The sequence below is a fragment of the Roseibium polysiphoniae genome, from assembly GCF_014842925.1.
Classification (GTDB): domain Bacteria; phylum Pseudomonadota; class Alphaproteobacteria; order Rhizobiales; family Stappiaceae; genus Roseibium; species Roseibium polysiphoniae.
In genome coordinates this window covers 334,595-355,747 of sequence record NZ_JACYXJ010000005.1, presented here as the reverse complement: position 1 = coordinate 355,747, position 21,153 = coordinate 334,595, and the positions used below count along the sequence as shown (strand labels likewise).

Below are 21,153 nucleotides of genomic sequence, written 5' to 3'. Positions count from 1 at the left end.
CTCCCCTTGATGATGATTATGGCGTGTTCAGCAGTGCCAGACCCGTGGCAGAGGTGCTGAACGATAGGTTTCAAGAAACGACATCAGCGCGTCACGCAGGGCCCGTCCATCGGCTGCAACGAAGCGTGCCGTCAGAACCCCGTTCCAGGCGCTGGCGGCGGCCCTGACTGAGGTTCCCGGGCCGCAGCCTTCGAGTGCACTGCGGGCACGATCGAGCCGGGTCTCGGCGTTCGGGTCGCAATCAATCAATGTTGCGAAAGCTAGACCACCTGAGGTGGTCGCGGAGCCCTTGAGAATGTCCTTGGTGTTGCCTTCAAGGCGCGCGTCATCGGCAAAGACGAGTTTTCCATCACGGTGAATGCGCCACTTGTCCCTGAAGGAGACCGTGTCGATCCTTTCACCCATGGCAGTTCGGCCCAGGACGATGGATTCGATGCCGAGAAAGCGTGCGTTGCCTTTCAGGTCGACCGTCATGGAGCGGTGCAAGGCTGATGCATTGAACAGGATCGTCTCCTGAGGCAGCCATTCAACGAATGCGTTTGCTTCGGCCGTCAGTCGCGTGATGATCGTGCCGTTTCCGGCCGAACGGCGATAGGCGCGCTCGGCAGCCTGGCTCGTAAGGATCGCGTGACCGCCTGCGGCAACCCGCGCCGAATATGAGTACTCATCCCCCCCGGTGACACCTCCGGCCGTGTTGATCAGGACGGCGACCGGTATGTTGTCATAGACCTTCGGAAGGCGGAATTTCGCTGACCCGCGTTGATACAGCTCATCCAGTCGTGTCTGGGACCCCATCTGTTTGAACGAGATGCGTGCCTCCCCCCGGGCGCGCTGCATTGGCGCGGCCTCCATCTTTGATGGGGTTGAAACAGCAACATCAAACATTCGCGAGATGTCTCCCTTTCGAGAATTAGGATGTTTGCCCCGGACCAGGGCGAATGACAGGGCCAACTTGAAACCGCTTCAGGCCGGATTGCAAGCGTCTACCTCGGAGATCAGAAAAGGTCGTGATGCAAACTCAGGGCCATACCAACCGTCAAGCGCGGAGCCAGTAGACGAGTGACGGGCTTTGCCTTTGTTGGCACGGGAAAAGTCTCACCGAGGTCCGCATTCGATTAAATTTTAGTCAGATGCATGTTTGGTGAGCTTGCCGTAACGACAAATGTGAAAGCGAATTTTTTGCAAAGCGACGACGGTATCGGTTATGCATACGCTCAACATGGGCATCAGAACCTGGGTTTTTGGGCATCGACCAGCGAGGGTATCGTGTTCGCAAGTTTATTTTGCCAAATTTTGCGCCGTTTTGGGCTCTTAAGTCTTCTTCTTGTCAGCTCCGCCGGCTTCGGTCCGGCTCTTGCGGACATTGGTGCCTATATCGTCGTTGATGCGAAAACCGGCTCGGTTCTGGATGAAAAGGATGCGACGCGAAAGTGGTATCCAGCGTCTCTGACCAAGATGATGACTGCGTATGTTGCCTTCAAAGCTGTGCGCGAAGGACATGCAACGCTCACCTCGGCGGTCACCCAGTCGCAGAATTCCCTGTCCGAGCCCCCGAGCAAGATGGGTTTCAAGGTCGGCACGCAGCTGACCCTTGATGCGGCCCTGAAGATTATCCTGATTAAGTCTGCCAATGATGTTGCCGTTGCGATTGGTGAAGCGATTGCCGGGTCGGAAGCAGGTTTCATCGCGATGATGAATGCCGAGGCACGCAGGCTTGGCATGCGGGACACGGTGTTCGTCAATCCACACGGGTTGCCGGACAATCGGCAGGTTTCCACTGCGCGAGACATGGCGATCCTTGCCATGGCGTTGCGGGAAGATTTTCCAGAGGCGCGGTCCTACTACAAGCATCCGGGAATCAAGTTCGGCAAGAAGACCCTTCGCTCTGCCAACCGTGAATTCCTGATGAGGGTGCCGGGCGCTGATGGCATGAAGACCGGCTACATTTGTAACTCAGGCTACAATGTCGCAGCATCTGCGACACGGCGCGGACGAACGATCATTGTCGTCGTCCTTGGAGCGGCCTCCGGGCTGGAGCGCATCGCATTCAGCCGTGATGCACTGGACAAGGCCTTCAAGAAGCGTTCGGGCCGAACAACCGTGACCAACCTGCGTGGCAGCGGCGGCAATCCGCCGGCAGACCGGTATTGCAAGCGCAATCCAAAGCCGGGCGCAGAAGGTGTCATGGCACTTTACGACATGCAGGACAGCAAGAGCTCCATTCTGTCGTTTTCGAGCGCGAAGAAGCAGGGCGGGATCCTCATTCCTGGCTTGCGAACCAATTCTGCCGATGCCGACACACCTTCGAAAGTTGAGTCCGTCAAGCTTCCGAACGGCAAGATCGACTGGGTGAAAGTGATGGACAGGACCATCGGACCTCGCCGGATTGCCTATGCTCCAATTACGGTCAGAACAGGTGTGCCCAAAGGGGCAAAAGCGCCGGCTGCGGCTGGCAATGTGGCGGCTGCGCCTGTTGCCTTGATCAACGTGCCCTTGCCCAATCGGCATCCAGGTCGTGCGGTTACACTCCCCCCGGCCGCCGAAGCAGCGGCAGGGCCTTCCGGTGCCGTGGCGCAAACGGATTTCTTGAAGTCGGGCCTGGCAACAGATGAGCCTGCGCCGGGGTCTTTGTTCCGGCAGGGGCAGAATTTTGCAATTCCGATCCCGGCTCCAAGTCCCCAACGCTGAAGCGAAAATCGGATTTTCGCTGCGATTAAAGAAATGTTAACTGTAAATATTAACAATACAGTTACCAATTAAATACCATGTCATGGCATTATTGCGCTGACAGATGTGATTCTGTTCTGTTGCTTGGAACAGCGGGCGTATCGGCATGGATGCCATCGCTCTATCGGGAGTAGTCTTCAATGATGGTGGAACCGAAAAGCTCCGCGACCATTCTTGCTCTGGCTGATCTTGCGGACCTTTCGGCCAAGCAGCTGGAGGAAGGACGCTCCATCGAAGAGGTGATCGAGACCCTTCGATCGGCAGCCCTGGCTGTTCGTACCGTGATTGCTCCGGAAGAAGACAGCCTCGATGCCGAGATGGAAACGGCGGACGAAGAGGAAAGCCAGAGCGAAGAAAAGAGCGATATTTCCGCCTGATTTTCCGCGTTCCTGCCGTCTTTTCAAGGCAGAGCAACACCGCCAAATCGTTTCCGGCCGACCTGTTTTCATATCCCGCACTGGATTTTTCTGACTTGCCGACTTAGGTCATGGGCACCTTCGGTGATCGTTGCCGACGGATGATCAGAGGCAGTGATGACCGATCTTCCCAAATCCGTAGAGGCGTCTGAAGTCCCAAAGCGCGGCCCCAAGCCGCCGATCCCACTGTCAGTGATCACCGGGTTTCTCGGATCGGGAAAGACCACCTTGCTCAATCGGATCCTCCAGGATCCGTCGATGGCCGACACGGCGGTCATCATCAACGAGTTCGGTGAGATCGGCCTCGATCATCTTCTGGTCGATCAGGCGAGCGACGGTATTCTGGAACTTTCCTCAGGATGTCTTTGCTGCACGATTCGAGGCGATCTTGTGACCACGCTGGAAGATCTTCTGCGCAGGGTCGACAACGGCCGCATGGACCGGCTGGCGCGTGTGGTCATCGAGACGACCGGCCTCGCAGATCCGGCGCCCATTCTGCATACGATCATGCTGCACCCCTATCTGGTGATGCGGTACCGGCTTGAGAGCGTCGTCACCTTGGTGGATGGGATCAACGGTCTCGAAACCATCGAGACCCATGAGGAAGCGCGCCGTCAGGTTGCGGTTGCCGACCGCCTCGTGCTCACCAAGACGGATCTTGCTCAGACACCTGCGCAAAGTGAAAGCCTTGCAGCATTGAAGGCGCGCTTGGTCGAACTCAATCCAGGCGCGCACATGCTTGATGCACAGGCGGGTGAGGCCATTCCCGAGCGCCTGTTCGATGCGGGCCTGTATGATCCGAAAACGAAAATCCCTGATGTTGCAAAATGGCTGAATGCTGAGGCCTATGAAGAACCTCATTCCCATGGGCATCACCAGCATGGTCACTCACATGGCCATTCTCACGGGCACGATCATGCTCACGATCACGCGCATGATGTAAATCGCCACGATGACAAGATCCGGGCCTTCACCCTCGCGACAGATCGACCCATTCCCGCGTCCGCGCTGGAGATGTTCATCGACCTGCTGCGCTCTGCCCATGGGCCAAAGCTTCTACGTGTGAAGGGCATTGTGCAAATCGCCGAAGATCCGGACAGGCCTGTTGTGATCCATGGCGTTCAGCATGTTTTTCATCCGCCCGCGACCCTGGAGGCCTGGCCGGATGAGGATCACAGAACCCGCATGGTGTTCATCACCAATGATTTGCCAGAGGGCTTTGTCAGGCGGATGTTTGAGGCATTCAGCGGCGCTTTGTTGCCAGATACCCCAGATCCCCAGGCGATGACGGAAAACCCGCTGGCGGTGTCGGGCTTCACCAGTCCTATCCGGAACTAGCCGGGCGTTCCGTCCTTGGCCTTTGAGACCTTCCGAATCAGGCCTTCCTGTGCAGTTGAGGCAATGAGAACGCCGTCACGGGTGTAAAGCGAACCGCGGTTCATGCCTCGGGAGCCCGACGCAGAGGGCGTGTCTTCAGCATAGAGCAGCCATTCGTCAGCCTTGAAGGGCCGGTGAAACCACATGGCATGATCAAGACTGGCTGCCTGAATGTCCGGGCTGAAGACCGATTTCCCATGTGGGAACAACGACGTGTCGAGCAGCGTCATGTCGGAGGCATAGGCAAGAACGCACTGGTGAATGCGGGCATCGTCCGGCAGCGGGTGGCTGGCGCGAACCCAGACATACTGAGTTGGTGGCAAAGGCTTGTCAGAGAAATAGTGGGTCAGATCCACCGGCCTCAGTTCAATGGGCCGTTCTCTTTCCCAGTATTTTCGCACGTGTTCGGGCGCGACCTTGAGAAACTTGTCTTTCAGATCCTGTTCGCTGGGCAAGTCCTCCGGCATGGGGACCTTGGGCATGTCAACTTGATGTTCCAGCCCCTCTTCCATCACCTGAAAAGACGCCGACATGGAGAAGATGGCCTTGCCGTGCTGGATTGCGACCACACGTCTTGTCGTAAAGCTGCCGCCGTCTCTGATCCGGTCAACTTCGTAGACAATCGGGACTGACGGGTCGCCGGGACGCATGAAATAGCCATGGAGGGAATGAACATGCCTGTCTTCGACAACGGTGCGGGACGCTGCGACAAGGGCCTGTCCAATGACCTGGCCGCCAAAAACGCGTTGCCATCCAACCTGGGGGCTGCGACCTCTGAACAGGTTGTGTTCCAACGGCTCCAGGTCGAGAATTTGAAGAAGGTTGTCAATGGCCGTGTTCATCGGCGCGATCCCTGCTAAATAGAACGTGATTAGGATTTCTTGTGCCACGCGGGGGTGGCAGCCTGGAGACTTGGACGCGACTTGACGTATAAGTCAAGTTGCCCAAAGGGAATGGGTCAGATGAAAGTCCGGGAGAAAAAAATGGCCGAGGCTGCTGAACGCAGTTCCATGTTTGACGTCGCGATTGCAGGCGGCGGTTACGTTGGGCTGTCCCTGGCACTGGCGTTGAAGAAGGCCGATACGACGATGGCAGTTGTCGTGATCGACCCCAAGCCGATGGATGTTCTTGGCAAGGATCCCAGGGCGTCCGCAATTGCGGCGGCGGCGAGCCGTATGCTTGATCAACTCGGCATCTGGTCGAACATCAAGGACAAGGCGCAGCCGGTCAACGAAATGATCGTGACCGACAGCAAGCTGCGGGATGTCGTGCGCCCGGTTTTCCTGACGTTTGGTGGCGAAGCGGCAGACGGTGAGCCTTTCGCGCATATGATGCCCAATGGTGTCATGCTGCCGGCTCTTTATGAAGCGGCAAAAGCGCTGGGCGTTGTGTTTGAGGCGCCGGACAGCGCATCCACCTTCCGCACGACGCCGGACCAGGTTGAAATCGACCTCGCGAGCGGCGACACCGTTTGTGCGCGACTTCTGGTAGCCGCCGACGGCGTTCGCTCCAAACTGCGTGATCTGGCTGGCATCCGGACCAATCACTGGGACTATGGCCAGTCCGGCATCGTTACGACCGTCAAGCATGAGCGGCCGCACAATGGCCGTGCGGAAGAGCATTTCCTGCCAGCGGGTCCGTTTGCGATCCTGCCATTGACCGGCAATCGCTCTTCGCTTGTGTGGACCGAACGAACGCTGGATGCAAAGCGTCTGGTCGAAAGCGATGACTTTACCTTCGAGCTGGAGCTGGAGCGCCGCTTTGGTCATCACCTTGGCAAGGTTGAGCTCGATGGTCCGCGCAATGCCTATCCTCTTGGTCTGACCCTAGCGCGCGATTTCATCAAACCCCGATTTGCGCTCGCTGGAGACGCAGCGCATGGCATCCATCCAATCGCTGGACAGGGCCTCAACATGGGTTTCAAGGACGTGGCCGCGCTGGCGGAGGTTCTCGTCGAGGCGCGTCGTCTGGGCCAGGACGTTGGCGCTTATGATGTTCTGGAGCGATATCAGCGCTGGCGGCGGTTTGATGCGTTCCAGATGGGCGTCGTGACCGATGTCCTGAACCGCCTGTTTTCCAATGACAACGACGTCTTGCGGGCTGCTCGAGACTTTGGCCTGGGACTGGTCGAGCGGATGCCTAGCCTCAAGTCGCGGTTCATCAAGGAAGCTGCCGGCTTTGCTGGCCCTGCGCCGAAATTGCTTTCGGGCGAACCTATCTAGTGGAGCCGGACGACATCACGCATGCTTGATGAAACGCTGATGTATCAAACGCCTCGGTCTGTCCTCATCACGGGATGTTCGACCGGGATCGGGGAGGTAGCTGCGCGCCTTATGCGCGGCCGCAACTGGCGCGTCTTTCCGACAGCCCGAAAACAGGCCGATGTAGACCGTCTGAAGGAGCAAGGCTTCGAGGCCTTCCTGCTGGACTATGAGGATCCGGCGACGATCAAGGTGGCGCTGGACGCCATCCTCAAGCTGACAGACGGAAAACTCGACGGCTTGTTCAACAATGGGGCCTATGCAATTCCGGGCGCTCTGGAAGACATGCCTGTGGAGGGACTTCAGACGCTTTTCCAGGCCAACTTCTTCGGCTGGCATGACCTGACACGCCAGGTTGTTCCTGTCATGCGCGCCCAGGGGTCGGGGCGCATCGTCCAGTGTTCGTCTATCCTCGGGTTCATTGCGATGAAGTATCGCGGCGCCTACACGGCGTCCAAGTTTGCTCTTGAAGGTTACTCCGACACGCTCCGCCAGGAGTTGAGCGGCACTGGCATTCACGTCAGCCTGATCGAGCCGGGACCTATCGAAACGCGCTTTACCGCAAATGCGCTCGCCAATTTCGACCGGTGGATCGGGCCTGAAGGTCTGATTGCCTCACCCCATCGTAAGAGCTACGAGAAACGGCGCAAACGGATGGAGCAGGGCGAGCCCGGCTTTTTCAAATTGCCGGCAGAAGCGGTCGTCAAACCACTGATCCAAGCGCTGGAGGCAAAGAAGCCTAAGCCGCGCTACTATGTCACCATCCCGACGACGGTGCTTGGTGTGGCAAAACGCTTCCTGAGCACCCGGGCGCTGGATCGGTTTTTGGGCAAGGCCGCCGACGCGGAAGAATGAGAGCTTTATGGGTGGTGCTATCTCCCTCGTAAAGCGTTGAATGGGGCAGACCGGCTTCTGCCAGACAGGACTGAGATATGGTTGAACTTTGGAATATTCTGGTGCCGCTCGGAATGGCGGCGGTTGCGGTCGTTCTGGTCCTGGGTATCTGGAACATGGTGCGTGGCGGGCCGGGAAATCGGTCGCAGATGTTTATGCGCTGGCGCGTCGGGCTTCAGTTCCTGGTCGTTCTGCTCGTAATGGGCGGCCTATATCTTTTCGGACCAGTGCGCTGACGGGGACAAAATGGTCGTTCTGAACAAAATCTACACGAAAACCGGTGATGACGGCACGACGGCGCTTGGCTCTGGTGAGCGCAGGCCGAAGCACGATCTGAGGATCGAGGCCTACGGCACTGTCGATGAAACCAATGCTGTCGTCGGCCTGGTGCGGCTTCATACTGCTCAGGAAGCGCCCGAACTGGATGCTGTCCTTGGGCGGATTCAGAATGATCTCTTCGATCTCGGTGCCGATCTGGCGACGCCGGATACAGGTGAAGATCTTGGATATGAACCGCTTCGTGTCACGGATGGGCAAGTTGAGGCTCTTGAACAGGCTATCGACACCTTCAATGCCGAGCTTTCACCACTGAGGTCCTTTGTTTTGCCCGGTGGAACCGCAGCTTCCGCACATCTTCACCTGGCCCGCACGGTCTCAAGGCGCGCGGAGCGGCTTATGGTTGAACTGGCGGTGCGTGAAAAGGTCACATCCCCAGCCGTGCGCTACATGAACCGCTTGTCGGATTTCTTCTTCGTCGCGTCGCGGTTCCTGAATGCGAAGGGTGATGGTGACGTGCTATGGGTTCCGGGAAAGAACCGCTAGCCGGCCTGGCGGAAGACGGAGTTCCGCATGTTTATTCCCCTGCACGATCACAACGGGCTGAAGCATGTCCTGCGGCCGGTCGTTACCTGGAGCCTGATCTTCGCGAATGTAGCGGTGTTCCTGCTGATGCAGAATGGCGGCTTCGGCGACGCGGTCAACGCTTCGGCTTATTCCTACGGTCTGATCCCCTCGGTCTTCTTCGACATCAAGGATCTTTCACCAGAGCTGCAGACCGTGCCCGAGGGCATGACGATCGTGACTTATGCTTTTATGCATGGTGACTTCATGCATCTGGGCGGAAACATGCTGTTTCTCTGGGTTTTTGGCGACAATGTCGAAGACTGCCTCGGCCACGTGAAGTTTCTTCTGTTTTATCTGCTTTGTGCAGCTGCGGGCGGTCTTGCCTATAGCCTCGCGAATTTTGGTTCCGACGTGCCCCTGGTTGGGGCATCAGGGGCGGTAGCCGGCGTGGTTGCGGCCTATCTGATGCTGCATCCGAAAGTGAAAATCTGGGTTCTTGCCCTCGGCCGAATTCCGCTGCGGCTTTCCGCTCAGTGGGTTCTGGGAGCCTGGGTTTTGTACCAGATTGTGAACGCCCTGTTCTCCGAAACGGGCAATGTTGCCTGGTCCGCCCACATCGGCGGTTTGGCGGCTGGAGCCATTCTTGTGGTCTTTCTGCGCAGGCGCGGCGTGCCACTTTTCGATCGCGGATTATAGGGCTCTTAATTCCAGTCCGTCGGGAGGTCATTCCGCGGATCTGGCAATTCTACGAAGTTCCCTTGCGCCATCGTTGACACGCGGCGAAGGGACATTTACCGTCCCGCCACATGAGCGATAACTGGCTGAAAACCGCCGTTTAAGCTACGTGGCTGTTTTGTTGGCAAAGCCAAATGGTGCGGCGCGGCGCAAATGTCGCCCAAGCGGAGATTGAACCTTATGAAAATCCTTGTGCCCGTGAAACGGGTGATCGACTACAATGTTAAAGTGCGTGTGAAGCCGGATGGTTCGGGCGTCGATCTTGCCAATGTGAAGATGTCGATGAACCCGTTCGACGAGATCGCCGTTGAAGAGGCCCTGCGCCTCAAGGAAGCCGGAAAGGCGACCGAGGTGATTGTTGTTTCCGTCGGACCCCAGCAGGCGACTGAAACCCTGCGCACTGGTCTTGCCATGGGCGCGGATCGCGGCATTCTGGTCAAGACGGACGCGACCACAGAACCGCTGGCCGTCGCGAAGATCCTCAAGGGCATTGTGGAAGCTGAAGAGCCGGGTCTCGTGATCCTCGGCAAGCAGGCGATCGATGATGATTGCAACCAGACGGGCCAGATGCTGGCCGCGCTTCTGGGTTGGGCACAGGGTACCTTCGCTTCGAAAGTTGATCTTGGCGACGACACTGTCGATGTCATTCGCGAAGTTGATGGCGGCCTGCAGACCGTGAAGCTCAAGCTTCCGGCGATCGTGACCACTGACCTGCGCCTCAACGAGCCGCGCTATGCGTCTCTGCCGAACATCATGAAGGCCAAGAAAAAGCCGATTGATGAAAAGACACCCGACGACTTCGGCGTTGATGTCAGCCCGCGCCTGACCGTGGTTTCCACCGTCGAGCCGGCGTCCCGCCAGGCTGGCGTCAAGGTCGATTCCGTTGCTGAACTGGTCGACAAGCTGAAGAATGAGGCCGGCGTCCTTTAAGGGCCCGTCACACGAGGAAAAATCAATGACAACACTTCTTGTGGCTGAACATGCCGGTGGCGAGCTGAGCGATGCGACTGCGAAGGCCCTGACCGCGGCTGTTGCCCTTGGCTCAGACGTTCATGTGCTGGTCGCCGGCTCCGATGTGAAGCCGGTTGCCGAAAGCGCTGCCGCGCTGACAGGCGCTGCCAAGGTTCTGGTTACCGAGAGCGCTGAGCTTGCAAATCAACTGGCAGAGCCGATGGCGGCACTCATCGTCGACATGGCCGGTGGCTATGACGCGATCGTCGCGCCGGCAACTGCAAACGGAAAGAACATCCTGCCGCGCGTTGCAGCGCTGCTCGATGTGATGCAGATCTCCGATGTGACCGCCGTCATCGATGCCGAGACTTTCGAGCGTCCGATCTACGCCGGCAACGCGATCCAGACCGTTAAGTCCGGTGATCCGAAGAAGGTGATCACGGTTCGTACGTCGACTTTTGCGTCCGCTGAAGCCGGTGGATCCGCTGCGATCGAAGACGTCGCTGCACCCGCCGAGACTGGTCTTTCCGAGTTTGCGGGCGAGGAACTTTCCAAGTCCGACCGTCCGGAACTGACTTCTGCGAAGATCATCATTTCTGGTGGCCGTGCGCTGGGCTCAGAAGAGAAGTTCCAGGAAGTGATCATGCCGGTCGCTGACGCTCTTGGCGCTGCTGTTGGCGCGTCACGTGCTGCTGTTGATGCAGGTTACGCTCCCAATGACTGGCAGGTGGGGCAGACCGGCAAGGTGGTCGCACCTGATCTCTACATTGCCTGTGGTATCTCCGGCGCTATTCAGCATCTGGCCGGCATGAAAGATTCCAAGGTGATCGTTGCGATCAACAAGGATGAGGAAGCGCCGATCTTCCAGGTTGCCGACTATGGTCTTGTTGCAGATCTCTTCGAGGTGCTGCCTGACCTGAAAGCAGCTGTCGAATAAGCCATTTGGCTTTAAAAGGAACTTCCTCGGGGCGGAAATGAGTTTTCCGCCCCGAGGTTCTTGCCGTCTCGCACCAGACTTGTCAAAAATAGCCCGGGCAGGACGGTCGCAGGGACCGTTACTCAAGGATCGGATTGGACGATGGTGGTCGAAATCAAGAAAATCGGCGTAATTGGCTCGGGCCAGATGGGCAGCGGGATCGCGCATGTGTGTGCGCTCTCGGGCTTTGATGTGTCCCTGAGCGACTTATCGATGGACCGCATTGAATCAGGTCTGGCTTCGATCAACGGCAATCTGGCACGGCAGGTTCAAAAGGGTCAGATCACCGAAGAGGAGCGCAGCGCAGCGCTTGGGCGGCTTTCTATGGCCCAAGATCTCGATCTCCTTGCCGATGTTGATCTGGTGATTGAGTCTGCGGTGGAGAACGAGCAGGTCAAACGCAAGATTTTTGCGCAGCTTTGCCCGATCCTGAAGCCGGAAGCGATGCTGGCGACCAATACGTCGTCGATCTCGATCACCCGCCTGGCGGCCACGACAGACCGGCCGGAACGGTTTATCGGCATCCACTTCATGAATCCCGTTCCGCTGATGGAACTCGTTGAGCTGGTTCGCGGTATCGCGACAGAGGATGAGACCTTCGAGGCGGCAAAGGGCTTTGTGAAGACGGTCGGAAAGACCGTAGCCGTTGCCGAGGACTTCCCGGCATTCATGGTCAATCGCATTCTTTTGCCGATGATCAACGAGGCGATCTACACGCTTTATGAGGGTGTTGGTTCGGTGGAATCCATCGATACCGCCATGCGCCTTGGCGCGAACCATCCGATGGGGCCGCTTCAGCTGGCCGACTTCATTGGCCTGGACACCTGTCTTTCGATCATGCAGGTCCTTTATGAAGGTCTTGCGGACACCAAATATCGCCCGTGTCCGCTTCTGGTGAAATATGTCGAAGCGGGATGGCTTGGTCGCAAGACCCATCGCGGTTTCTACGACTATCGCGGCGATGAGCCGGTCCCGACCCGCTAACAGCATCTTTTGCGATGAACCTGGCCCGCTACTGCCTGACCAATGCTGCCGCTTCTGATGAAGCTGTGGCATTGGAGGTGATCGGGGCGGATGGTTTGCTTCTTGAGCGGTGGTCCTACGGGGAAATCGAAGACACGGTTCTTCGTATTGCGTCGGGCCTTGGCGCACTCGGCCTGAAGCGGTTCGACCGGATTTTGCTGCGGCTTGGCCACTCGAGCGACTTTCCGCTGCTTTTCTTTGGCGCGATTGCAGGTGGCTTTGTTCCGGTGCCGACATCGGAAATGCTCACCGCCGCCGAGTCCGAGGCAATCCTGCGCGACAGCGGTGCTGCAGCGATCATTCATGATGGAAAGACCGTTCTCCCTGACGGTCAGGCGCGGCTGATCGGTCCGAAGGAGATCGAAGCCCTGAAGACCGCCCCGGCTGGCTCTTACGCCATGACCGAGGCCGACGATCCTGCTTTCCTGATCTACACCTCCGGTACGAGCGGAACGCCGAAAGGGGTTTTGCATGCCCAGCGGGCGGCTGCCGGACGCGCGCCGATGTATGACAGCTGGTATGGCATGCACTCGAGCGACCGGTTGCTTCATGCCGGAGCCTTCAACTGGACCTACACGCTTGGAGTGGGTCTGATGGACCCTTGGGCGAACGGGGCAACCAGCATCGTTTATGACGGTTCGAGAGATCCGGAAATCTGGCCTGGTCTGATAGAAGTCAGCGGCGCGACGCTCTTTGCAGCCGTTCCGAGCCTTTATCGGCGCATTCTCAAGTATGGCGACGTTTCATCTGAGTCTTTTCCAGCGTTGCGGCATGGTCTAACGGCCGGGGAAGCTCTGGCGGCAGATCTGCATGAAGACTGGGTGATGAGCACCGGGCGGCCTCTTTATGAAGCCCTCGGCATGAGCGAGATATCGACTTACATCTCCAGCGGGCCAACTGTGCCTACGCGTCCAGGTTCGCCCGGCAAGCCGCAGGAGGGCCGGAAAGTCGTTATTCTCAGCGAAATACTTCCGGGCGAGATGTTTGCTGAAGTCGGTGAGCCGGGTTGGCTGGCAGTGCACGAGAGTGAATCCGGGCTGATGCTCGGATACTGGAATCGCCCTGAAGAAACTGAGCAGGTCTTTCGCTCGGGCTGGTTCCTGACCGGTGACCGTGCCCGCGAAGACGAGGACGGCTACTATTGGTATGAAGGCCGGGCCGATGATCTGATGAACGCGTTCGGCTATCGGGTGGCGCCCGAGGAGGTCGAGCGCTGCCTTGGAGCTCATCCCGGCGTGTCCGAGGTTGCCGTGACATCCATCGAGATGCGGCCGGGTGTCAGCCTGATCACCGCATTTGTCGTGCCCGTTGGTCCGGATGGAATGGACGAGACCGCTCTTGCAGAATGGGCGGGCGAACACCTCGCGGAATACAAACAACCCAAAGCCTATCGTTTCATTGATGCCTTGCCGCGCACGCCGTCGGGAAAGATCCGCCGGAAAGTACTGGTTTAACGATCCTGCTAATGTCTTGTTAAGGCGGTGTTAAGCGATCTTAACCTAGAATTCGGCCAGACAGGAGGTCTTCATGGATTCTACAGGCATAGCTTCAGCGTATGTGACGATGACGCAGTCTCAGACTTCGTCGGCTATCCAGACTGAAATCATGAAGATGGCGGCAGCATCCGAAGCCAACGTGGTTGCGCTTCTGGAAGCAGGGGCTCAAAGCCTCGAAGAGACAACATCGACGCCTGCGGCTCCCGCACCTGGCCTTGGTGGCAACATCGACGTCTCTGTCTGATCCGACCTTACGCAAGGTCTTATTTTTTCCGACAAATATAATTCTGTTCGATTCCAGTGTGTTGCGCTGGAATGGATTCAATTTGAATCAAAAATTACTTCTACGGTTATTGGCTTATCTATCCTGACCCCAAGTAACTAACTGTATTTACGGATGTTTACTTCTTTTGACGCCATATAGAGCTCACTCTAGTGGTTCAAGAAATGGATCCGGAAATGCAAGAAGTCACAGGATATGGCTCCGCGCAGGTGTTTGGTCCCAAAGCGGGCGATGCCGGCCCGGAACGAACAGCTGAAAAGCTGCAGCAAATTAATGTTCAGCAGGAAAGGGTCGTGGCGGAAACTGTGCAACGCCAAGCTGACCTCAGTAGCAACCGTGCTGAAACCCTCGCCCGGCAGGCAGAACAGATCGAAGGTCGTGTCCAGGCACGAGAGGCACAAGAAGGCCTGGGAAACAGGCTGGATGTCAGCGTCTAACGCGCACTGGGCCCCATCGATGAAGGAGAATTGAACATGGTAGAAATTTCGGGTAGCAGCTCAGCAGCCGCCAGCAACTACAATGTGCGCAGCGAGCTTGCGACCAATGCGGTCAAGGACGCAAACGAACAGGAACGTCAGGTTGCTGATCGCCTGCAGGAAGCGCAGGAAACCAAACAGGAAGATCGCCGCGAAACCCGCCAGATTCCTGGTCTTGGAAATGCGGTCGACATCACGGCCTGACGCGTCTTCGATAAATGCAGTCGCCGGCTAGCCGGCGATTGACTTGAGCGCTGCTTCAATCAGCTTCTTTGCCTCGCCGGATGCCCATTCTGCGGGGCCGTACATCGTTCCGATTTCGCAGTTCTCCGGGCCGATGAGGATCGTGGTTGGAAGGCCGGTCGCCCTGCCCTTCGTGCGAAGATCGGTCATGAGCTTGTTCGACGCATCGTGATAGAAGCTCAGATGGCTGACGCCGATTTCTTCCAGGAATGCCTTCGGCTTTTCTTCGCCGCCTCGGTCTAGATTGACGGCAACCACCTCAAAATCATTACTTCCCAGATCGGCCTGCAGCTCATCCAGTGCCGGCATTTCCTTTCGGCAAGGCGCGCACCAGGTCGCCCAAAGGTTCATCAGGATCGTCTTGTCCTTGAAGTCCGACATGGTTGCCACCGTGCCATCCGGCTTCTTGAACGTCAGTTCGTCCAGCGGCAGCGCCTTTTGCGCGGGCAGGAACGCGGCGACTTCTCCGGTCGCAAACGGTTTGATGGTCTGGGCGGTTTCCTGCGCCAGCGTGCAGCTTTGCGTTTCGTGTGAGTTGCCATCAGGGCCGACGATCACGTATACCGCCGCAAGAGCGGCTATAGAGCCGGCAACACCTGCTGCGACAAGGCGTCGTTTGGGGCGTTGAGCGGTTTCGGTCGGTTTCGTCATTCTTTCAGACCTCGCAAGGGGCATCTCTCAGGGGCACAGGGCATGAGCAATCGCATGTGGGGCGGCCGGTTCGCCGAAGGACCGGACGCAATCATGGAGGAAATCAACGCCTCCATCGACTACGACCGCAAGCTATATAGGCAAGACATTGCGGGTTCGAAAGCCCATGTGGCCATGCTCGCCGCCCAGGGAATTGTTTCGGGCGACGATGCTGCGAAGATCGCTCAAGGTCTAGACACAATCCTGTCAGAGATCGAAAATGACGAGTTCAAGTTCTCGCGGGCGCTCGAAGACATCCACATGAACATCGAGGCCCGGCTTGCCGAGCTGATTGGTCCGGCTGCGGGACGCTTGCACACCGGCCGGTCGCGAAACGACCAGGTTGCGACGGATTTCCGTCTTTGGGTCCGCGACACGATGGACACGCTGGATGAGCAGCTGACAGATCTGATGCAGGCTCTGGCTGAAAAGGCGGAGACGCATGCCGGCGATGTCATGCCGGGCTTTACGCATCTTCAGTCTGCGCAGCCGGTGACATTCGGCCACCACCTTCTTGCCTATGTCGAGATGTTTGCCCGCGACCGCAGCCGCGTTCGCGACGCCCGCAAGCGTATGAATGAAAGTCCGCTCGGGTCCGCTGCACTGGCGGGGACATCTTTCCCGATCGATCGAAAGGCAACCGCGGAAGCGCTTGGCTTTGACCGGCCGATGGCAAACTCCCTAGACGGGGTCTCGGACCGTGACTTCGTCATCGAGGCATTGTCAGCTGCGTCGATTTGCTCGATGCATTTGTCGCGCCTTGCCGAAGAGATCGTCATCTGGTGTTCCGCGCAGTTCGGATTCATCAAGCTGTCCGACAAATTCTCGACCGGCTCGTCCATCATGCCGCAGAAGAAGAACCCGGACGCGGCCGAGCTGGTGCGTGCCAAGACCGGCCGGATCTACGGATCGTTGAATTCACTTCTGGTGATGATGAAGGGACTCCCGCTAGCCTATTCCAAGGACATGCAGGAAGACAAGGAACAGGCCTTTGACGGTCTCGCCAGCATTTCCCTGGCGCTTGCGGCCATGACCGGCATGGTCAAGGACTTGGAGCCAGTGACGAAAGTCATGAAAAAAGCCGCCGGGTCCGGGTATTCGACGGCAACGGACCTTGCCGATTGGCTGGTCCGTGTTCTTGGTCTGCCGTTCCGTGATGCCCATCACGTAACTGGACGGATCGTGGGAATTGCGGTCGACCGAGGGATCGAGCTTCACAAGGTCTCTCTCGAGGAGATGCAGAGCGTCGAGCCGAAAATCACCCAAGAGGTGTTCTCGGTGCTTTCCGTCGACAAATCCGTGCGTTCGCGCACCAGTCAGGGCGGCACATCGCCGGTGAATGTGCGAAAGCAGGCGCGTCGCTGGTTGAAGGACCTTTCGAAAAGCTGACGCCTTTCCGATCGTCGCAGAGCAGGACCGACGGGGTTGCCGTCGGCGTCCGGTCATGCGAGGAGAGAAGTCGAGTTTTCAAACGGATGAAAAGGGCCGGTCCATGGCGGCAAAACGCTTTGTGAACCCTGTTGTGCTTTGCAGCTTGTTTCTGGCCCTGGCATTTGTTGTCTCGGGGTGTGGTCGACGTGGTGCGCTGGAAAGCCCTGCCGCTGCGGATCCTGCCTCGGCCGCCGTTGAAGAGTCCGGGGCCTATCTGAACCCACCCGGCGCGGGCAGCGCTGTCGAGCGCCCCGGTGAGCCGTCGTCAGCCGTGCCTTCAGGCTTTATTCTGGATGCCCTGATCTAGTCAGGCTCAAGTTTCGAGGAATTCTCGTGCATCATTTTGCGTATCGTGGCGGCGCGCTTCATGCGGAAGGCGTGCCTGTGGAACGGATTGCCGAGGAAGTCGGCACGCCATTCTATTGCTATTCCAGTGCGACCCTCGTTCGGCACTACAACGTGTTTTCCGCTGCTTTCGAAGGTGTCGATTCGCTTGTTGCCTTTGCCGTAAAAGCCAACTCCAACCTTGCGGTGCTGAAGACCCTGGCGGATCTTGGCGCGGGCATGGATGTGGTGTCTGAAGGTGAACTGCGCCGCGCGAGGGCTGCCGGTGTCCCCGGCGAGCGGATCCTGTTTTCCGGTGTCGGCAAGACCGAGGGCGAGCAGTCCTACGCGCTGGATCAGGATATTCTCTGCTTCAACGTGGAATCCCTGCCTGAACTGGCGCAGCTTTCCCGCGTCGCCGGTCAGAAGGGCAAGACAGCCAAGATCTCGCTGCGCATCAATCCGGATGTGGATGCGAAAACCCATGCCAAAATTTCGACCGGCAAGGCCGAGAACAAGTTCGGCATTCCCTGGCAGGACGCGCGCAAGGCCTATGCGGAAGCAGCCAAGCTGCCGAATATCGAGATCAGCGGCATCGACATGCACATCGGGTCGCAGATCACGCAGCTGGATCCGTTCGATTCAGCCTTTTCCCGCCTTGGTGAGCTTATCGGATCGCTGCGGGCTGATGGTCATGTGATTGAGCATCTCGATCTGGGTGGCGGTCTCGGCATTCCCTATGTGGTCGACAATGATCCGCCGCCGCATCCGGATGCGTATGCCGAAGTGGTCCGGAAGCATGTGACGAAGCTTGACTGCAGGGTGATTTTCGAACCGGGCCGATTGATCGCAGGCAACGCCGGGATCCTGGTGACGAAAGTTCTGTTCGTGAAGGACGGAGCGAACAAGGATTTCGTGATCGTTGACGCGGCGATGAACGATCTGATCCGCCCGACGCTTTATGAAGCGCATCACGAGGTCGGTCCCGTGCGCGAGCCGGCGATGGAATCCGGGCGAATCAAGGCGGATGTGGTCGGTCCTGTCTGCGAAACCGGCGATTACCTGGCTCAGGAACGTGATCTCCCAGAAGTGAAGTCTGGGGATCTTTTGGCAGTCTATTCGGCCGGGGCTTATGGCGCGACGCTTTCGAGCACCTACAACAGCCGCCTGCTGATCCCCGAAGTGTTGGTAAAGGATGACGAATTTGCGGTCATCCGGCCCAGACCAACCTATGACGACCTGCTTGGCCAGGATAAAATTCCAGGCTGGCTCAAGGGTTCGTGAGCCTAAAAACCAAATTTGGTTGTTTCAACAACTTGCCGTGACCGGTCTTATGCCTCACCTTACTAAAGGGTGAGGCACGAACGGAGGCGCACTCTTGGATCGACGCGGCACGACAGACAGTTCCGGAGAGGCGGGAGCCCCGGTAACACGCCTTTCCTTCATGGCCAAGGCTACCGATCGCTTGAACAAGCTTGTCGCGCGCAGCCGCGCGGCTCTTTTCCTGGAACGGTTTTGGCGCGCTGTGTTTCCTGCCGTCATTGTCGTCTGCGTTTTTGTCGGCTTCTCCCTGATTGGTGGATGGCTACTCCTGCCCGCGTGGGCGCGGCTCATCGGTCTTTGCGGTTTTGCTCTTGCACTTGTCTGGTCGGGTCGTGATCTGCTTGTGCTGCGCTGGCCGTCCAGAGAAGACGCATTGTCCCGGATCGAGAAGACGACCGGACAGGTCCATCGACCCCTGACCGCTGTTGAGGACACGCTTGTCAGCGGCGAAGACGATCCCGCGACGCGTGCGCTTTGGGAACTTCACAAGAAGCGCATGGCGGCTGCCTTGGCCTCCATGCGGGCGGGACCTCCGAACCCCAAGGCCTATCGTCTGGATCCCTATGCCATCCGCGTCGGCGCGGCGATGCTGCTGATCGTTGGTCTCGTTTCGAGCGGCCAGGATGGATGGTCAAGGCTCGGCTCCGCGTTTCGCGCACCTGTCGACGTTGCTGCGGTCGCAAGCCGGCTTGATGCCTGGGTCACGCCACCTCTGTATACCGACAAGCCGCCAGTCTACCTGACCGGTGAGAGTGCCGCCCTACGCGACCCCGATGCCTGGATCAAGGTTCCTGAAGGTTCTGTCTTCGTCGTAAGAAGCCAGGGCGCGCGAGAGTTTCGCGTCGAGACCAGCGGTGGTGTCGAGATTGCGCAGGCTGAAGCGGGTTCCGACGAGGCGGTGATCCAGGATGATCTTCCAATTGAGCGAGATGCCGTTCTGAACGGTTCCGGCCGCATTGACCTTTATTCTGGTGAGACGCTGATCACAGGTTGGACGTTCGATGTTCTTCCCGATGATGCGCCCGAGATCAGGTTGACCGACGATCCGGAAGAACAATTGTCCGGCGCGCTGAAGTTTTCCTACCTCGTGAAGGATGACTATGGGGTGGTCTCCGCGGAAGCGATGATCCGTCCCACACCGCGCACAGGCTCAGATTCGTCTGCGCCGCGTCCCTTGGTTGACGCCCCCCAGTTTCCGCTGTCGTTGCCGCCGCGCGCTGGAACGGCAAAAACGGGCGAGACCATCCGCGACATCACGTCCCATCCCTGGGCGGGGTCTGAAGTCGAGTTGGTCATGGTTGCCCGAGATCAGGCCGGCCAGGAAGGCGTTTCACCGGCCTATGCCTTTACCCTGCCTCAACGGCCGTTCCGAAAGCCTCTGGCCCGCGCTGTTGTCGAACAGCGCCGGGATCTGGCCCTGGATGCCAACAACCATGCGCGCATTCTGACCGCTTTTGACGGGTTGCTCCTCGCGCCGGAAGCATTCGACATGGCGACAAAGGACTATCTTGGCCTTCGGTTCGCATACAAACGCCTCGTGTATGCCCAGAGCGATGAGGATTTGAAAGAGCTGCTGCCGCTGCTTTGGGATCTGGCACTGACGATTGAGGACGGTGATCTGTCCCTTGCCGAACGTGCCTTGAGGGACGCGCAGGAGGCCTTGCGCAAGGCGCTCGAAAACGGCGCTAGCGAAGAGGAAATCGCGAAGCTGACTGAAAATCTTCGGAAGGCTTTGAACGAATACATGCAGGCCCTGGCAGACCAGATGCGGCGCAATCCGCAGGCGATGCAGCCCTTCAACTCTCAGCAGCAGAAGAGCCTGAATCAGCAAGATCTCAGCGAAATGCTTGATCGGATCGAGGAGCTGGCAAGGACTGGCTCGCGGGATGCGGCGCGGGAGCTTCTGGCGCAGATGCAGCAGATGCTGGAGAATCTCCAGGCGGGACGGCCGCAGATGTCACCGGATGGCATGACGAGCGAGATGATGGAGATGCTGAACCAGCTGGGCGAGATGATCCAGAAACAGCAGCAGCTCATGGACCAGACGCATCAATTCAATCGCAATGAGGGTCAGCAACGCCAGCAGCAACAGGGCCAATCCGGTCAGCAGGGTCAGCAACCGATGACCCCCGAACAACTTGCCGAGGCGCTCAAGCAGCTTCAGCAGGGGCAGGGCGATCTCGCCCAGCAGCTGCAGCAGCTCATGGATCAGCTTGGACAGAATGATCAGGGGCAGGGCCAATCAGGCGAGCTTGGTCAAGCCGGTGAGGCCATGGGGCAGGCCCAGCAGTCCCTCGGTCAGGGACAGGGCGAGCAGGCGCTTGGCCAACAGGGTGATGCCCTCGATGCCCTTCGCCGCGGAGCGCAGGGCATGGCCGAACAGATGATGGGCCAGGGCAATGGGCCCGGAATGGCACAGGGTCGCTCACCGCTTGACGAAGATCCGCTGGGACGGCCAAGGCGGACGGAAGGCCCCGATTTTGGCAATCAGGTCAAGGTGCCGGATGAAATTGATGTTCAGCGTGCGCGCAGGATTCTGGAAGAACTGCGCCGCAGGTTCTCCGATCCGTCCCGGCCAAAGCTCGAACTCGACTACCTGGAACGTTTGTTGAAGCGCTATTGAGTTCCGGAGCGACCAGCGTCTTCAAAGATCATGAGAGACTAAAAAACCCGGCGTTTGCCGG

22 protein-coding genes are annotated in these 21,153 nt (G+C 58.2%); 19 read left to right on the top strand and 3 right to left on the bottom strand.

Translation table 11 applies throughout. The features are described 5' to 3' along the window. Positions 1-27: 27 nt before the first annotated feature. The gene (locus tag IG617_RS14735) at positions 28-837 is read right to left on the bottom strand and encodes an urease accessory protein UreD (protein WP_209008496.1); all 810 of its coding nucleotides are present in this window, start codon (positions 835-837) and stop codon (positions 28-30) included. A 429-nt stretch (positions 838-1,266) separates the two neighbouring features. Here IG617_RS14735 and IG617_RS14730 point away from each other — a divergent pair, with 429 nt between their 5' ends. The 3 genes from IG617_RS14730 to IG617_RS14720 all read left to right on the top strand — a co-directional run bounded on the left by IG617_RS14730 (position 1,267) and on the right by IG617_RS14720 (position 4,481). Beyond that, positions 1,267-2,688: a D-alanyl-D-alanine carboxypeptidase family protein gene (locus tag IG617_RS14730; protein ID WP_209008495.1), complete on the top strand. Its 1,422-nt coding sequence runs from the start codon at positions 1,267-1,269 to the stop codon at positions 2,686-2,688. A 179-nt stretch (positions 2,689-2,867) separates the two neighbouring features. Next, positions 2,868-3,104: a hypothetical protein gene (locus IG617_RS14725; protein WP_192110005.1), complete on the top strand. Its 237-nt coding sequence runs from the start codon at positions 2,868-2,870 to the stop codon at positions 3,102-3,104. 156 nt (positions 3,105-3,260) lie between these two features. Next, on the top strand, positions 3,261-4,481 hold the full coding sequence (locus tag IG617_RS14720) for a CobW family GTP-binding protein (protein WP_192110004.1): 1,221 nt from the start codon (positions 3,261-3,263) through the stop codon (positions 4,479-4,481). On the opposite strand, the gene tesB is transcribed toward IG617_RS14720, so the two are convergent. Further along, positions 4,478-5,362, bottom strand: coding sequence for an acyl-CoA thioesterase II (gene tesB, locus IG617_RS14715; RefSeq protein WP_192110003.1), 885 nt, complete (start codon positions 5,360-5,362; stop codon positions 4,478-4,480). The genes IG617_RS14720 and tesB overlap by 4 nt on opposite strands. Positions 5,363-5,503: 141 nt before the next feature. On the opposite strand from tesB, the gene IG617_RS14710 reads away from it, so the two are divergent. From IG617_RS14710 to IG617_RS14655, 12 genes are all read left to right on the top strand, one after another. Continuing rightward, complete coding sequence (locus IG617_RS14710) at positions 5,504-6,742, top strand: ubiquinone biosynthesis hydroxylase (protein WP_254170563.1); 1,239 nt, start codon at positions 5,504-5,506, stop codon at positions 6,740-6,742. A 21-nt stretch (positions 6,743-6,763) separates the two neighbouring features. Then, complete coding sequence (locus IG617_RS14705) at positions 6,764-7,636, top strand: SDR family oxidoreductase (protein WP_254170562.1); 873 nt, start codon at positions 6,764-6,766, stop codon at positions 7,634-7,636. Between the two features lie 77 nt (positions 7,637-7,713). Next, positions 7,714-7,911 carry a twin transmembrane helix small protein gene (locus tag IG617_RS14700; protein WP_153771597.1) on the top strand — a complete coding sequence of 66 codons (198 nt, stop codon included), beginning with the start codon at positions 7,714-7,716 and terminating at the stop codon, positions 7,909-7,911. A gap of 10 nt (positions 7,912-7,921) precedes the next feature. Next, complete coding sequence (locus tag IG617_RS14695) at positions 7,922-8,497, top strand: cob(I)yrinic acid a,c-diamide adenosyltransferase (protein ID WP_192110001.1); 576 nt, start codon at positions 7,922-7,924, stop codon at positions 8,495-8,497. A 27-nt stretch (positions 8,498-8,524) separates the two neighbouring features. Continuing rightward, a complete protein-coding gene (locus IG617_RS14690) occupies positions 8,525-9,214 on the top strand; it encodes a rhomboid family intramembrane serine protease (protein ID WP_192110000.1) in 690 nt (229 codons plus the stop codon). A gap of 219 nt (positions 9,215-9,433) precedes the next feature. Then, the gene (locus IG617_RS14685) at positions 9,434-10,183 is read left to right on the top strand and encodes an electron transfer flavoprotein subunit beta/FixA family protein (protein WP_192109999.1); all 750 of its coding nucleotides are present in this window, start codon (positions 9,434-9,436) and stop codon (positions 10,181-10,183) included. 25 nt (positions 10,184-10,208) lie between these two features. Further along, positions 10,209-11,141: an electron transfer flavoprotein subunit alpha/FixB family protein gene (locus IG617_RS14680; protein WP_192109998.1), complete on the top strand. Its 933-nt coding sequence runs from the start codon at positions 10,209-10,211 to the stop codon at positions 11,139-11,141. A gap of 141 nt (positions 11,142-11,282) precedes the next feature. Then, positions 11,283-12,164: a 3-hydroxybutyryl-CoA dehydrogenase gene (locus tag IG617_RS14675; RefSeq protein ID WP_192109997.1), complete on the top strand. Its 882-nt coding sequence runs from the start codon at positions 11,283-11,285 to the stop codon at positions 12,162-12,164. A gap of 14 nt (positions 12,165-12,178) precedes the next feature. Beyond that, positions 12,179-13,657, top strand: a complete 1,479-nt coding sequence (locus IG617_RS14670; RefSeq protein ID WP_192109996.1) for a class I adenylate-forming enzyme family protein — start codon at positions 12,179-12,181, stop codon at positions 13,655-13,657. A 73-nt stretch (positions 13,658-13,730) separates the two neighbouring features. Next, positions 13,731-13,943 (top strand): putative motility protein, encoded by a 213-nt coding sequence (locus tag IG617_RS14665; protein WP_192109995.1) that lies wholly within the window; start codon positions 13,731-13,733, stop codon positions 13,941-13,943. Positions 13,944-14,146: 203 nt separating this feature from the next. Next, entirely contained in the window at positions 14,147-14,419 is a 273-nt protein-coding gene (locus tag IG617_RS14660) for a hypothetical protein (protein WP_192109994.1), read from the top strand. Positions 14,420-14,455: 36 nt separating this feature from the next. Then, on the top strand, positions 14,456-14,662 hold the full coding sequence (locus tag IG617_RS14655; protein WP_192109993.1) for a hypothetical protein: 207 nt from the start codon (positions 14,456-14,458) through the stop codon (positions 14,660-14,662). A 27-nt stretch (positions 14,663-14,689) separates the two neighbouring features. On the opposite strand, the gene tlpA is transcribed toward IG617_RS14655, so the two are convergent. After that, the gene (tlpA, locus tag IG617_RS14650; RefSeq protein ID WP_192109992.1) at positions 14,690-15,352 is read right to left on the bottom strand and encodes a thiol:disulfide interchange protein TlpA; all 663 of its coding nucleotides are present in this window, start codon (positions 15,350-15,352) and stop codon (positions 14,690-14,692) included. A gap of 42 nt (positions 15,353-15,394) precedes the next feature. On the opposite strand from tlpA, the gene argH reads away from it, so the two are divergent. The 4 genes from argH to IG617_RS14630 all read left to right on the top strand — a co-directional run bounded on the left by argH (position 15,395) and on the right by IG617_RS14630 (position 21,092). Then, positions 15,395-16,780, top strand: coding sequence for an argininosuccinate lyase (argH, locus tag IG617_RS14645; protein WP_192109991.1), 1,386 nt, complete (start codon positions 15,395-15,397; stop codon positions 16,778-16,780). Between the two features lie 103 nt (positions 16,781-16,883). Beyond that, the gene (locus tag IG617_RS14640; RefSeq protein WP_192109990.1) at positions 16,884-17,129 is read left to right on the top strand and encodes a lipoprotein; all 246 of its coding nucleotides are present in this window, start codon (positions 16,884-16,886) and stop codon (positions 17,127-17,129) included. A gap of 26 nt (positions 17,130-17,155) precedes the next feature. Continuing rightward, positions 17,156-18,430 carry a diaminopimelate decarboxylase gene (gene lysA, locus IG617_RS14635; RefSeq protein WP_192109989.1) on the top strand — a complete coding sequence of 425 codons (1,275 nt, stop codon included), beginning with the start codon at positions 17,156-17,158 and terminating at the stop codon, positions 18,428-18,430. A 94-nt stretch (positions 18,431-18,524) separates the two neighbouring features. Beyond that, positions 18,525-21,092: a TIGR02302 family protein gene (locus tag IG617_RS14630; RefSeq protein WP_209008494.1), complete on the top strand. Its 2,568-nt coding sequence runs from the start codon at positions 18,525-18,527 to the stop codon at positions 21,090-21,092. The last annotated feature ends 61 nt before the right edge of the window (positions 21,093-21,153 follow it).

Excerpts from the sequence above, each read along its gene's own strand:
- IG617_RS14680 (WP_192109998.1), top strand. The coding sequence starts at position 10,209 with ATGACAACACTTCTTGTGGCTGAACATGCCGGTGGCGAGCTGAGCGAT.
- IG617_RS14700 (WP_153771597.1), top strand. The coding sequence starts at position 7,714 with ATGGTTGAACTTTGGAATATTCTGGTGCCGCTCGGAATGGCGGCGGTT.
- IG617_RS14675 (WP_192109997.1), top strand. The coding sequence starts at position 11,283 with ATGGTGGTCGAAATCAAGAAAATCGGCGTAATTGGCTCGGGCCAGATG.
- IG617_RS14685 (WP_192109999.1), top strand. The coding sequence starts at position 9,434 with ATGAAAATCCTTGTGCCCGTGAAACGGGTGATCGACTACAATGTTAAA.
- IG617_RS14665 (WP_192109995.1), top strand. The coding sequence starts at position 13,731 with ATGGATTCTACAGGCATAGCTTCAGCGTATGTGACGATGACGCAGTCT.
- IG617_RS14655 (WP_192109993.1), top strand. The coding sequence starts at position 14,456 with ATGGTAGAAATTTCGGGTAGCAGCTCAGCAGCCGCCAGCAACTACAAT.
- argH (WP_192109991.1), top strand. The coding sequence starts at position 15,395 with ATGAGCAATCGCATGTGGGGCGGCCGGTTCGCCGAAGGACCGGACGCA.
- IG617_RS14660 (WP_192109994.1), top strand. The coding sequence starts at position 14,147 with ATGGATCCGGAAATGCAAGAAGTCACAGGATATGGCTCCGCGCAGGTG.
- IG617_RS14695 (WP_192110001.1), top strand. The coding sequence starts at position 7,922 with ATGGTCGTTCTGAACAAAATCTACACGAAAACCGGTGATGACGGCACG.
- IG617_RS14725 (WP_192110005.1), top strand. The coding sequence starts at position 2,868 with ATGATGGTGGAACCGAAAAGCTCCGCGACCATTCTTGCTCTGGCTGAT.
- IG617_RS14670 (WP_192109996.1), top strand. The coding sequence starts at position 12,179 with ATGAACCTGGCCCGCTACTGCCTGACCAATGCTGCCGCTTCTGATGAA.
- IG617_RS14705 (WP_254170562.1), top strand. The coding sequence starts at position 6,764 with ATGCTTGATGAAACGCTGATGTATCAAACGCCTCGGTCTGTCCTCATC.
- IG617_RS14640 (WP_192109990.1), top strand. The coding sequence starts at position 16,884 with ATGGCGGCAAAACGCTTTGTGAACCCTGTTGTGCTTTGCAGCTTGTTT.
- tlpA (WP_192109992.1), bottom strand. The coding sequence starts at position 15,352 with ATGACGAAACCGACCGAAACCGCTCAACGCCCCAAACGACGCCTTGTC.
- IG617_RS14710 (WP_254170563.1), top strand. The coding sequence starts at position 5,504 with ATGGCCGAGGCTGCTGAACGCAGTTCCATGTTTGACGTCGCGATTGCA.
- tesB (WP_192110003.1), bottom strand. The coding sequence starts at position 5,362 with ATGAACACGGCCATTGACAACCTTCTTCAAATTCTCGACCTGGAGCCG.
- IG617_RS14690 (WP_192110000.1), top strand. The coding sequence starts at position 8,525 with ATGTTTATTCCCCTGCACGATCACAACGGGCTGAAGCATGTCCTGCGG.
- IG617_RS14720 (WP_192110004.1), top strand. The coding sequence starts at position 3,261 with ATGACCGATCTTCCCAAATCCGTAGAGGCGTCTGAAGTCCCAAAGCGC.
- IG617_RS14735 (WP_209008496.1), bottom strand. The coding sequence starts at position 837 with ATGCAGCGCGCCCGGGGGGAGGCACGCATCTCGTTCAAACAGATGGGG.